Annotated in this window: 8 protein-coding genes; 5 read left to right on the top strand and 3 right to left on the bottom strand. The window is 60.6% G+C overall.

Annotated elements, in window-relative coordinates; all coding sequences use genetic code 11:
• Positions 1-63 precede the first annotated feature (63 nt).
• Both PverR02_RS22435 and PverR02_RS22430 read left to right on the top strand, forming a co-directional pair.
• Complete coding sequence (locus PverR02_RS22435; RefSeq protein ID WP_079444437.1) at positions 64-2,769, top strand: hypothetical protein; 2,706 nt, start codon at positions 64-66, stop codon at positions 2,767-2,769.
• A gap of 292 nt (positions 2,770-3,061) precedes the next feature.
• The gene (locus PverR02_RS22430) at positions 3,062-5,758 is read left to right on the top strand and encodes a hypothetical protein (protein WP_079444436.1); all 2,697 of its coding nucleotides are present in this window, start codon (positions 3,062-3,064) and stop codon (positions 5,756-5,758) included.
• Positions 5,759-5,831: 73 nt separating this feature from the next.
• Here PverR02_RS22430 and dsbG read toward each other — a convergent pair whose 3' ends face one another.
• Genes dsbG through dsbD form a run of 3 tightly spaced genes read right to left on the bottom strand, consistent with a single transcriptional unit; the run spans position 5,832 to position 9,156 of the window.
• The gene (gene dsbG / locus PverR02_RS22425; RefSeq protein ID WP_046382545.1) at positions 5,832-6,593 is read right to left on the bottom strand and encodes a thiol:disulfide interchange protein DsbG; all 762 of its coding nucleotides are present in this window, start codon (positions 6,591-6,593) and stop codon (positions 5,832-5,834) included.
• The gene (locus PverR02_RS22420) at positions 6,569-7,429 is read right to left on the bottom strand and encodes a TlpA disulfide reductase family protein (RefSeq protein WP_046382546.1); all 861 of its coding nucleotides are present in this window, start codon (positions 7,427-7,429) and stop codon (positions 6,569-6,571) included. The genes dsbG and PverR02_RS22420 overlap by 25 nt, the downstream gene beginning before the upstream one ends.
• The gene (dsbD, locus tag PverR02_RS22415; protein WP_057003883.1) at positions 7,429-9,156 is read right to left on the bottom strand and encodes a protein-disulfide reductase DsbD; all 1,728 of its coding nucleotides are present in this window, start codon (positions 9,154-9,156) and stop codon (positions 7,429-7,431) included. Before dsbD ends, PverR02_RS22420 begins: the two co-directional genes overlap by 1 nt.
• A gap of 177 nt (positions 9,157-9,333) precedes the next feature.
• Between dsbD and PverR02_RS22410 the strand changes: the two genes are divergently transcribed.
• The 3 genes from PverR02_RS22410 to PverR02_RS22400 all read left to right on the top strand — a co-directional run bounded on the left by PverR02_RS22410 (position 9,334) and on the right by PverR02_RS22400 (position 12,225).
• Positions 9,334-10,014 carry a response regulator gene (locus tag PverR02_RS22410; protein ID WP_046382548.1) on the top strand — a complete coding sequence of 227 codons (681 nt, stop codon included), beginning with the start codon at positions 9,334-9,336 and terminating at the stop codon, positions 10,012-10,014.
• The gene (locus PverR02_RS22405) at positions 10,014-11,333 is read left to right on the top strand and encodes an ATP-binding protein (protein WP_046382549.1); all 1,320 of its coding nucleotides are present in this window, start codon (positions 10,014-10,016) and stop codon (positions 11,331-11,333) included. Before PverR02_RS22410 ends, PverR02_RS22405 begins: the two co-directional genes overlap by 1 nt.
• 124 nt (positions 11,334-11,457) lie before the next feature.
• Complete coding sequence (locus tag PverR02_RS22400) at positions 11,458-12,225, top strand: N-acetylmuramoyl-L-alanine amidase (RefSeq protein WP_079444435.1); 768 nt, start codon at positions 11,458-11,460, stop codon at positions 12,223-12,225.
• Positions 12,226-12,337 lie beyond the last annotated feature (112 nt).

Raw genomic sequence — 12,337 nt, 5'->3', positions numbered from 1 at the left:
AAAGGGAGAGTCCTCGGCTTCAGACGGGCTGAGGGTATCCCCCTGGAACACGGAGTTCTTGTCATGACTAAAGAAAAAATACCGCCTGAAGTCTCCTCAACCGCGGTCGAAGCAACAACGCCAAAATCGCTCAAGCCCAAAACTCTGGAGGTTGCCGCCCCGACAATCTCCAGTGAGGTGGATAGCACAGTACTTCCCGCCAACATGCCGGATTCATACCTGACAGTTGACTCACGTATGGACGCGTCGACTATCACCGTCAAGTTCAGCGCAAAGGAGGCACCTGAGCTGGTCCTTGCTGATATTGTGGATTCGAGTGGTGAGTCAGGAGCAAGGAAGATAGCGATCCCCTTGGATTACTTGACGAAACTCATGGGGTTTACGGCCCTCATTTTCTATACCGGCAAGGCGCAAGGGCAGGCAGTGACTTCGTTGGTCAAGGAAGTGGGGATATCGTTTTACCCAGCAAGTGAAAGTGAAGAGCTCGCCCCCTACCTGCTCCACGAAAAAATCGTGCATAACACGCCCACCTATGACATGCACGATCACGAAGGCCATGAGACGGTTCTTGTGCCGGTTCCGCCGCTTGCCCAACAGGGCGATAAGGTTTATTGCACTGCTGTTACCGAGCAAGACGTTGTTCCGTATACCTTCTACACCGTGGTTTATGATTACGTGTTGACTGAGCAGGAGGCTATGCCAGGCCATGTACTCCAATTCTTTGTTTCACGTGGTTGGCTGGCACGACGTAAACCCTGGAGATCGATCACCCTGCAAAGTGCCTGGATCACAAGCGGCTTGCCAGCTGAACCTGCGGCCGATATTGATCCTCACTTGGAGACCCGCCTGCCGAGAAACGCGCTTGAAATCCAGCGTCGTCGAACGGCTGCTCTGATTGTCGATCACGGCCTTGAGAACTTGCCGCCTCCGCACTTGCGGCAATCTGTGCTGTACAACGAGAAGTGGTGCCTTAATCCCGAACTCACCAAAGAGGGGGGCAATGTGGATGCCCCAACCCTGGAAACCTATGCAGGCGACCAAATTTGTTTCTATGTGAGGGGGGCCGATCACGGGGCTGAGCCGTTGGGCTGTGTGACGCTTGAAAATGATGGGGAGTTGGCGTCCGTCAAGCTCCCGCCGTGTATCGTTGCCTGTTATTTCAACAAGTCGATGACGCTGACCTACACCGTCCAGTTCCCCAACAGTGAGGAACCGCAGGCTTCACCTGAACAAGTTGTCAGCGTTTTAACCCCCCAGTTTCCCCACTCGGTTATTGAAGAAGCGACTAACGGTACGGTGGACCTCAACACCTTCCCTCGGAACGCAACGGCGACAGTGCCTGTGTGGGCCTATGCTGAGTGCTCGAACCTTTGCTGGATGTGGATCACGGGTGAGCGTGAAGACGGCAGTGCCTACCGATTCGACATTTTGAAGGCTGAGCCTGTCATGGATGATTGGAAGACTCGCGGTGTCGATGCATCTATCCCGAGAGCTGAACTGCAAAAGGTGGCTGATTGCAGCGATTTTGAACTGCACTTTGCGGTGAGCTTTTGTGAGGTCAGCGATCTAGCGAGCGGCCATTTGTTCCCCGTTCAGACGTTTAAGATCGAGCAAGAGCCTCTACTGCTGGCCGCGCCCAAAGTTACCGAAGCGGTGGGTTCCGATTTGACCGCCTACAACGGACGCGATCGCGTACACGTCGAAGTGGATTATGTGGGTAACCACACCAAACACAGCATCAGCGTTTGCTGGAAGAAGCCGAATGGCGCTTGCTGGCCTTTGGCGTCCAAACCCGGAAGTACTACGGGAGCCGTGATCTTCGAGTTGCCGCCGGAAGCGGTGATCGAAAGCATGGGCAAAACCGTGCCAATCACTTACACCGTGACCACCGCGTGCAAGGTGCAGGCTTCACTGCCATTGAACTTGAATATCAGCAACCCGGTGCGCCTGGAAACCCCGAACCTACTGGAGGCGACGCCTCCCAGGACGCAGAACGCTACGCTGGACCTGAGAGCATTCACTGGAAATCCCAATTCCCTCGAAGATCCGATGTGGTTCCTGAGGGCTGGGCAGAAGTGCTGGCTGCGGGCAAACGGTACGAAAAAGGACGGCACTGCCTACTCGTTTATGGTGTATTCGGCCAGGACCATTACGGCGGCAGAGGCAGGCGCAGGGGTGGCAAGCCCAGTGGCGCGTGCCGAATTGGAAAAGGCGAAGGATGGCTCCTCAATGACCTTCACCTTCAGCGTGACGCCAGACGGCAGTTCGAATGAGAGCGACGCAGTGGTATGCCCGTCGCGCGAGCTGATCGTGCGTGTCATCTCGAAAGTTACAGAGACATTCGAGAGTCTTGTTGGAGGTTACTATTCAGTTGGAAGTATCTTGCGTACGCCGCTTATGACGGTGAAGCATTATCAGGCGATCATGGGGGTTCATGCGGCCTCCGGCGGCAATCCGACGATGACGTCGGGACAGGCCATTGCGTTTTCCTGTAGCAACGGCGATGGAGAGCTGCCGCTTCAACGGGTGGATTTCACGCTTAACTCAGGCTATATGCAATTGAGGTTTTCTTATATGCGACATGTCTATTACGGTAGCTTTGAGTTTTATAATGCGTTGGGAAGAAAGCTGGGCGAGCGCGTGTTCTCTGCTGGAGACCCGGTTGATAATTGGGTTGAATTTACGGGCGGCGCTGGTGAATTGATCACAACAGTAGTTGTGCATACTCGGCAGCATTCCTTTACGGATAACTGGGAACTCTACTTCTAATCATTTGTATGAGCGCCTCTGGAGAAGCGGCGCTTCTATTTTCTTCAGGATGATTGCTTTAAATAATGTTCCTGTGTTTTTTCAGGAACATTTTAGTATGCCCAGCAGGGGGGGCGGTGTTTTCGAGGTTGGACTTGCGGAACTACCATTGGTCGATTTTACGCAGCTTTCAAGTAGTAACTGTCAATTCTGACAGTAGGCGAGTGCCCTGATCCAAGCGTTAGATAAACAGAGTTCCTGGCCCGCGAGGGCCAGCCCCGATGGTTATCTAACGCTGGACAGGAGTCTTATCGTGGCTAAAAAACCGATCCCTGAAACTACACCTTCCGCGCAAACGGCGAGGGTTGCGTCTCCTCCAACAGCCAACGCCGCCGCTGCGGAGTTGCCCGTTGCAATCATCGAATTCGCCCAGAACAACAGTGTGCTTTATCCCCTGGATGCAGCCCAAGGCACGACCGCGACGCTGACGCTGCCGGCCGGCAGCACCCAGGTCGTTGTGCATTTCGCGATCAAAGACCAGGCTGCCCCGACATTCCCGCCGATCAATGTGGCGAGCGGCGACGTGGCCGAGATTCCGTGGCAATGGATCAGTACCTGCATCGGGCATACGGTGCTGATCTGGTATGAGGCTGTCGTCAGTGGTGTGCGCAAAGAGTCGCTGGTGCTTGAGCTTGAGATCCAGCACATCCGCGAAGAGGATCTGCGTGAGTCTATGCCTGAGTTTGTGCATGCCGAGTTGGAGTGGAGCACGTTGTGGCTGAACATGTTCACCTTCGAGGGCGATGAAACCATCCGGATCAAGGCCTGGCCGATGATCCGGGAAGGGGAGCGCTTGTTTGTGGTGGTCGCCGGTAATCAGCATCAGGTGCCGTTCAGGTTTTATTGGGTGGCCTATGACCACCTTGTGACCGCGGAGGAAGCGCATCCGGGGTTTGTGTTCGAGTTCAGTTTGTCGCGTGGCTGGCTCTCACGCCTGGAAGACTACTCGTCCCTTACCTGCCATTTGGGGGTTATCTGGGACGGCACTGCGCCAGGTGAGCCGGTGTCGGCTGACAACCCGCTGCCGGACAATGCCCAGGATTTCCATCAGCGCTCTACGACGCTGCTGCGCGTTGATCCGCAGTTGCATCTGGTTGCGCCGCACCTACGGGAGTCGGTGGAGCTACCTCCCGGTCACTGGCAGGTGAACCCGACCAATACCACCCAGGGCGGCCATGCAATCGTGGTCTACGACGGCATGAGCGAAGGTGATTACGTGTGCGCTTATGCTTCCGGGCCGAATTATGGGCCGGTGTCCCTCGGTTGCCAGGAGGTGAGTCGGGGGGCGGTGAGCCTGTCATTTGACGTGCCTCCCGAGATCATCGCTGCGCTGTTCAACCGGAACTTGACACTGAACTACAGCGTTCAATTCGGTGGTTTTCTGCCCCAGTACTCTCCGGAGCGGGTGATCAAGGTACTGGGGCCTCAACTGACCTCGCCGGATATCGAAGAGGCAACGGCGGGAGAGTTGAACCTCAAGACGTTCACGGCGAATGCCACGGGGCTGGTGCCGATCTGGGAGTACGCCGCCGAGGGGCAATGTTGCTGGATGTGGGTGACCGGCGTGCGTCTGGATGACAGCCCTTACCGGTTTGACATCCTGATGGATGAACCCCTTACGGCGCGCTGGCTCAGAGAGGGGGTTGATGCGCCCATCCTACGGGCAGAACTGAAAAAACTAGCGGACTGCAGTGAGTTCGTCCTGCACTTTGCCGCAAGCTTCGATGGCGCGTGCAATCGGGCGACGGCCCTTGAATTTACACCGAAGTCCTTCACGATCGTCCAAGAGCCCAGTGTGTTGCTGGCGCCCAGCGTCACCGAGGCAGTGGGCAGCGACTTGACCGTCTGGAACGGACGCGACGGTGTACATGTGGCGGTGGATTACGTCGGCAGCCATCCCGGCCAGAGCATCAGTGTGTGCTGGACCCGCCCCAACGGCAGTTGCTGGCCGTTGGCCGCCGAGCCGGGCAGCGCGTCGGGCGCGGTCATCTTTTTCGTGCCGCGCGAAGCGGTGATCGAGAGCATCGGCAAAACGGTGAAGATCAATTACACCGTGACCAGCGCCTGCCAGATGCAGACCTCGGCTGATTTGAACTTGCACGTCAGTGTTCCGGTGCGTCTGCCGACGCCGGTTGTGCCGCAGGCGACGCCTCCCGCCGTTCAAGGCGGTATTTTGGATCTGCGTAGTTTTACTGGGGATGCTGAAATCACCATAGAGCCGTGGTGGTTCATTCTGCAGGGGCAGATTGGTTGGTTGGAATGCGTGGGCACTGCCGAAAATGGCGCGCCCTACACCATCAAAGTGTCCATTGCCGAGCCGATTACTGAGGTGTCCGGTGGATTGACGAAGCTGCTCCCGCGTGCAGAGCTGGAGAAACTGAAGAATAGAACCGATCTGGTCATTGCGTTCAAGGCGACGCCAGATGTGGGTGGCGTTGTGGGTAATGCGATTGCCTTTCCGCAGTTGCGGTTGGCGTTCCATAAGGCATTTTATGACCACACTGACTTTGATCCGAACGGCAAAGGTTGGAATGCTTGGCAAAGAGGGCCGGGTGCCGCAAATATCAAGGATCTGGTGCTTAAAACAGGGGCGGTTCCCGGATCGTCAAATGGGTATTATCTGCAAGACTGGGGTTATACCAACACGACCAATCCTGTCACTCAGCGCGTGAAGTTATACAAAGACTTCACCCAACTGGAGGCGGGACGTGACTATAAGTTCAGTGTCTGGGTCCGTGAGACAAATGGGGCTCCTGCGCCTCGTTTGGTACTAGTGGCCCAAGGGCTGGAAATTTCTCCAATAACCGAACCCGGCAGAACTTGGCAGTTGCTCGCAGGCGTGTTTACCGCCACTTCAACCAATGCTCTACTCACCTTCGATAATCTTAGGATGGGGATAGATCCAAATAATGACTACGATATAACAGGTATGACTGTCGAAGAAGTTTGATCAAGCGACATTGAAGGGCATCAAGGAAATGGCCTCCTCGAAACGGAGGCCTTTTCCGTAAACCGTCGAGGGGTTACTTCGGCCCGAGAATTTTTATCAACTTATCTGGCGACGGCGCCCCTTGCTGTTGCTGCAAGCCGCCCTTGTCATCCAGATAGAAAATCGCTGGCGTCGCCGACAACTCCAGCTCATCCATCAACTTCATATTGGCCTCGAGTTTGGCTTCAATCGCCGCCGGGATTTTGTCCAGCGCCTGCAACTTGCTGCCCTTGCCGGCGGCTTCGTGTTCTTGCAGGGCTTTTTGCGGGTCTGGGCTGGCCAGCAGGGCGGCGGATTTGCCTGGGCTGTCTTGGCGGATGATGCCGACCATGATGTGACGCAACTGCACCTTGCCGGCCTTGACCCAGGGCCGCGCCTGTTCCCAGAACATGTTGCAGTACGGGCAGTTGGGGTCGCTGAACAGGTAGACCGTGCGCGGCGCGTTGGTGTCGCCGTCCTGGATCCAGCTGCTTTTTTCCATCTTCGCCCAGACTTCCTTGGCCATCGGCGCGTACACCAATTGTTCCAGGGGCGCGCTGCTCAGGTCATTGCCCTGGGCGTCGTACAGGGTGCCGGCGAGCACGCTTTTGCCGTCGGCGCTCAGGTACAGCGCCATGCCGCGGTTCTGGTACTGCGCGGCGTAGCCGGTGAGGCCGCTGGGGGCGTCGAACTTGCCGAGGATCTTGGCGCCCTTGGCTTCGATCTGTTTGATCGGGGCCGGCCAGTCTTCGGCCTGGGCCAGGGTGGCGGCCATGCTCAGTGATAACAGGGTCAGCAGGTGGCGGAGGCGGGGCATGTCGGTTTCCTTGTAGGGGGCGTGACGGCGGGGGCGGTGTCGAAGGGTTCCATGGCACGGGCCAGGCTGGCCTGGGACAGTTCGCCGAGGTGGCTGTTGATCAGGCGTCCATCGGCTTGGTAGAACAGCGTGGTCGGCAAGGCCATGGAGCCCACGGCCTGGCCGAGGCGGCCGCTGGCGTCGAACAAGACGTTGTCCAGGGTCAGGCCCTGGGTCGCCAGGTAAGTGCTGACGCTTTGCATGCTTTCGGCCTGGTTGACGAACAGGAACGTCACGTCGGGGCGTTGGCGTTGGGCGCGTTCCAGTACTGGCATTTCCCGACGGCACGGTGGGCACCACGTGGCCCACAGGTTGATCACCAGCGGGCCGCCCTGGTAATCGCCCAGTTGCACCACCTCGCCGTTGGCGTTGCGCAGGGTGATGTCCGGCAGGCGCGAGCCCTTGTCATACAGGCTCAGCGACAGGCTGGTCATGCCCCAGAACAGCAGGCCGGTGATGACCCCGGCACTCAACGGTTTGCGCAGGGCCGGGCGGCGCCAGCCATACAGCAGCGCGCCGAGGATCAGTGCAATGACGCCGGGCCAGGCGAGAAAGCCGCCGTCGCGCAGGTCGACGATCTGCAACGGGTCGTTGCGGTAGTAACTCCAGTACATCAGCACAAAGCTGACGCGGGCCGTCAACATGCCCAGCAGGAACAGGCTGAACAGCACCGACTCCGGGTTCTCCCCGCCACGCTTGGCCACGCGCCAGCCCACCAGGGTGGCGAGAATCAGCGCGCCGATCAGCAGGATGTGATTCAGGGCGATGGCGAAGGTGCCGATGGTCAGGGTCAGCATCAGCGGGCGTCCCGCGTCTGGGTCCAGCGTTGCAGGAACGTATCGGCATCGACTTCGCCGGTAATGCGTCGGGCGCGGCGTTCTTCACCGTCCGGGCCGATCCATACGAAGCTCGGTGGCCCCGGCACTTTGTAGCGATCGAGCAGTGCGCGGCTGGCGGCGTTGTCGGCGGTGACGTCCAGGCGCAGCAGGCGCACGTCTTTCAAGGCGTCCATTACGTGGGGTTTGCCGAACACCTGTTTTTCCATGATCTTGCATGACACGCACCAGTCGGCGTAGTAATCCACCAGCACCCATTGGCCCTGGGCCTTGGCGCTGTCGAGCTGGCTTTGCAGCACGGCCGGGTCGTTGATCGTCATGAACGCATCGTGGGCACTCGGCGCGCCGCTGATCCGCGAGCCGCTGTAGACCTTCAGCGGTTGCCACACATCGTCGCTGCCACCTGCCGCACCGACCAGCAGCAAGCCGCCCCACAACCCGAGCACCACGGAAACGGCGCCGGACAGCATGGCGACCCGCCCGAAATCCTGGGCCAGGCGCCAGCCGCAATAGGCCATGGCCATGGCCAGCGCGCCCCACAGGCCGAGCCACAGGTTTTCCCCGACCACCGGGCGGATCATCAACACGGCGGTGGCCAGGAACAGGAAGCCGAACACGCCCTTGAGCACGTTCATCCAGGTGCCCGGCTTGGGCAGGAAGCGGTTGCCCACGGTCACCAGCAGCAACAGAGGCACGCCAATACCGATGCCCATGGCGAACAGGATCAGCCCGCCGTGCAGGGCGTTGCCGCTCTGGGCGATGTAGAGCAGGGCGCCGGCCAGGGGCGCGGTCATGCAGGGGCCGACCAGCAGGCCGGACAGGGCGCCGAGCACTCCGGCGCCGATCAGGCTGCCGCCGCTCTGGTTGCGGCTGACGTTGTCGAGGCGATCGCGCAGGGCCACCGGCAGTTGCAGTTCAAAAAAGCCGAACATCGGCAGGGCCAGGATCACGAACAAGGCCGCGAAGCTGCCGAGTATCCACGGGGTTTGCAGCAGCGCCGCCAGGTTGCTGCCGAGCAGCGCGGCCAGTACGCCCAGCGCGGCATACACCAGCGCCATGCACACCACGTAGCTGCCGGCCAACGCAAAACCGCGACGCGGGTTGGCCCCGCTGCCGACCACCAGGCCGGCGAGGATCGGCAACATCGGCAACGAACACGGGGCAAACGCCAGCAACAGGCCCAGGCCGAAGAACACCAGCAGGCTCCACCCCAGGCTGCGCTGCTGCAGGCCGCTGGCCAGGCTCTGGTCCTGGGCTTGTGCGGTGGCGGCGACGGCCGGGTTGCCGCCCAGGTCCACGGTCATCGACTGTGGCGGGTAACACAGGCCGGCATCGGCACAGCCCTGCCAGCCCAGCTTGACCTGGCCGGTCGTCCCCGCCGGAATCTTCACTTCGAGGCCTTGGCGGTATACTTGCTGTTCGCCGAAGAACTCATCGCTATGGGCTTCACCCTCGGGCAGCGCGGGTTTTTCGGCGAGGCCGTCGAACTTCATGCGTTGTTGGTACAGGTAATAACCATCGGCTATCTGCCAGAACAGCTGGGTTTCGCCGGACTCCAGGCGTTCGGACGTCAAGGTGAAGGCCTTGCCCACCGGGAGGAAGTCGGGTTTGGTCTCGAACGGGTTACCCGGCGCAGCCTGGGCGAATCCCGCGAACAACATCAGCAGTAAGGTAAATAGATGCCGCATGGTCAAGCCTTAGTTCGATGCAAGTGAGGCACACAATGTGTGGCGTTGATTAACCGATGATTAACCGGACGCTATTCTAGAGCGTAGGGATTATCTGATGTTGCGAACTTTGCCGGCATAATGCGCGCTTAATCGATCTGTCTTCTAATCCCCCGCATCTTTCATGAAGGGTTCAGCATGCACGTACTGGTCTGTGAAGACGACGAACTGATCGCCAGCGGCATCGTGGCCGGCCTCGGCGCCCAGGGCTTTACCGTCGAGCGCGTGGCCACCGCCGCCGCCGCGCGGGCGATGCTCAAGGCTGCCGAATTCGACATCATGGTGCTCGACCTCGGGCTGCCCGACGAAGACGGCCTCAAGTTGCTGCAACAACAGCGCAGCCAGGGCCTGGAAATTCCGGTGCTGATCCTCACCGCGCGGGATTCGGTGACCAACCGCGTCGACGGCCTGCAAGCCGGCGCCGATGATTACCTGCTCAAGCCCTTCGACCTGCGCGAACTCGCCGCGCGCCTGCAAACCTTGCTGCGGCGCGTGGCCGGGCGCAGCGTCAACCTGATCGAACACGGCCGCCTCAGTTACGACCCGAGCAGCCGCGAAACCCTGCTGGCCGGGCAGCCCGTGGACCTTTCCCGCCGTGAACAAGCGCTGTTGCAGGCGCTGCTGCACAACAAGGGCCGCGTGCTCTCCAGCGAACAGCTCAAAGACAGCGTCTACGGTTTCAACGACGAACTGGAAAGCAACGCCCTCAACGTGCATATCCACCATCTGCGGCGCAAATTGGGCAACGGCATCGTCGAAACGGTGCGTGGCCTGGGCTACCGCCTGGGGCCGGCGGATGGTGGAGAGAGCGCTTCGTGATGAGCCTGCGCCTGCGCCTGACCTTCAAGCTCGGTGCCGCTTTTGTGTTGATCTGGGCGCTGGCGGCGGCCTGGATGCTCAACGATCTGCGCAACCAGATGATGTTCTCCCTCGACCAGCGCCTGGTCGCGTCGGCGCGTATGGTCGCCGGTTTGATGGAGCAGATGCCGGGCCTGGCGAGCAGCGCCGAGGGCAAGCACTTCAGCGCCGAGCAACTGAACGTGCCGGGCGGCATGGCCTGTCAGGTCAGTTCCTTGCGCGGCGAAGTGTTGGCGCGCAGCCACACCACGCCGGACCAGGGGCTGGAATCCCATCGCAGCGGTTTTCGCGACCAGATCATCGATGGCGCGGCGTGGCGCAGCTTCACCCTGGCCCGTGGCGATCTGTTCATTACCACCGCCGACCGCCAGGTGGAGCGCGAGGCGTTGAACCTGTCGATCCTGCTGGCGGCCTCGGTGCCGGTCGGTGTGGCGTTGTTGGGCTGCCTGTGCCTGCTGTGGCTGGGGATCGGTCAAAGCCTGCAGCCGCTCAATCGCATGCGCGATGCATTGATGCGGCGCAGCGCCGATTCCCTCGAACCGTTGCAGATCCACCCGCTGCCCAGCGAGCTGAAACCGCTGCTCGACACCCAGAACCAGCTGTTGCAGCGCATTGCCAAGACCATCGAGCGCGAACGCCGCCTCACCGGCGACGCCGCCCACGAACTGCGCAGCCCGCTGACTGCGATCAAGACCCACCTGCAAGTGGCGCGCATGACCGACGGCGCGGCCCGCGACCAGTCCCTGGCCCATGCCGAGGAGGGCGCCGACCGCCTGCACCGCACCCTCGAGCAATTGCTGTTGCTGGCACGGGTGGAGGGCAGCCTGTCGTTCGACGACGGCGTGCAGTCGAGTGCCGAGCAAGTTGCACGGCTGGCGATCCAGGATGCCAACGCCGGCGACAACCAGCGCATCGACCTGATCCTGCCGGACGACCTCAGCGATACCCCGCTGGAAATGCCGGTGGGCCTGGCCGTCGCGGCCCTGCGCAACCTGCTGGACAACGCCCTGCGCCACACCCCGGCCGATACCCGGGTGGAGCTGAGTGTGTTGATGGCCGGCGATCAGGTGGTGTTCCGCGTGCGCGACCACGGCAAACAGATCGCCAGCGAAGACCTGCAATACCTGACCCAGCGCTTCTGGCGCAACGGCAACAGCGAGGGCTGCGGCCTGGGCCTGGCGATTGTGCAGGCGATCGTCCAGCGCTGCTCCTGCTCGTTGACGTTCGACAGCCAGCCGGATGGCCTGCGGGTCGATCTGGGCATGCCGCTGCGGCGCTGACCCGCGTTCTTTCGTGTGCCAAATAGTTACCGCCCGCCTGACGTTCAACCCTTCAGGATGGCGGTCATTGTTTTGCGCTTGAACGGGCCGAATGACTCGGCCTGTACCGAAAAGGACGCTTCTTATGTTGGTCATCGATACCAGTTTTCCCGCCAAGGACTTCAACGCACGCAACGGCGAGCCCGTGGCGCAAGTGGTCCTGCATTACACCGCCGCGCCCTTTATGTCATCCCTGCACACCCTGACGCGACACGGCGTCAGCGCGCACTATCTGCTGCCTGATCCGGCCGAGCCCGGCTACCGCGCCGCCGGTTACGACGAGTTGCGCGTGTTCCGCCTGGTGGATGAGGGCCAGCGCGCCTGGCATGCCGGGGCGAGCCACTGGGGCGGACGGGACAACCTCAACAGCCGCGCGATCGGCATCGAGGTCGTCAACCTGGCGCGGGATGAGGGCGGGGTGTTTACCTTTCCTGCGTACCCTCGGGAGCAGGTGGAGGTATTGATTGAATTGCTGCGCGACATTCTCGCGCGTTACCCGCACATCGGCCCGAGCGACATCCTCGGGCATTCGGATGTGGCGTACTGGCGCAAGAGCGATCCGGGGCCGCGCTTGCCTTGGCGCGGCCTGTTCGAGGCGGGCGTGGGGGCCTGGTTCGATGACGCGACGCGGGCGATGTATCAGCGCCGCTTTTGTGTCGGGTTACCGCCCGAGGTGGAAGTGGAGCGGGCGTTTCAGCGCTACGGGTATAAACCGGCGCAGAATCGCCAGGCGTTCGAGCTGCGGACCCGCGCGTTTCAAATGCACTTTCGGCCCAGGGATTACGGCGGGGCCCTGGATGCTGAGACGTGTGCGATTTTGTATGCGCTGAATGACAAGTATCGGGGCCTTTGACAGCGAGCGCGGCTCAATTGGCGGCGCTTGATCCGTCCGTTAACCGCCACAACTCCTAAATCCATTCGACGCTGGTGCGTTTCCACAACAGGCAATCCGCGCGCAGGCCCTT

It is taken from the genome of Pseudomonas veronii, assembly GCF_002028325.1.
In the GTDB taxonomy this organism is placed as follows: Bacteria; Pseudomonadota; Gammaproteobacteria; order Pseudomonadales; family Pseudomonadaceae; genus Aquipseudomonas; species Aquipseudomonas veronii.
Note: the sequence above shows the minus strand (reverse complement) of the source record. Positions and strands in the feature narration are given on the sequence as shown.

Bases quoted from the DNA above. Each gene is read 5' to 3' on its own strand.
- PverR02_RS22435 (WP_079444437.1), top strand. From the start codon at position 64: ATGACTAAAGAAAAAATACCGCCTGAAGTCTCCTCAACCGCGGTCGAA.
- dsbG (WP_046382545.1), bottom strand. From the start codon at position 6,593: ATGCCCCGCCTCCGCCACCTGCTGACCCTGTTATCACTGAGCATGGCC.
- PverR02_RS22420 (WP_046382546.1), bottom strand. From the start codon at position 7,429: ATGCTGACCCTGACCATCGGCACCTTCGCCATCGCCCTGAATCACATC.
- dsbD (WP_057003883.1), bottom strand. From the start codon at position 9,156: ATGCGGCATCTATTTACCTTACTGCTGATGTTGTTCGCGGGATTCGCC.
- PverR02_RS22410 (WP_046382548.1), top strand. From the start codon at position 9,334: ATGCACGTACTGGTCTGTGAAGACGACGAACTGATCGCCAGCGGCATC.
- PverR02_RS22405 (WP_046382549.1), top strand. From the start codon at position 10,014: ATGAGCCTGCGCCTGCGCCTGACCTTCAAGCTCGGTGCCGCTTTTGTG.
- PverR02_RS22400 (WP_079444435.1), top strand. From the start codon at position 11,458: ATGTTGGTCATCGATACCAGTTTTCCCGCCAAGGACTTCAACGCACGC.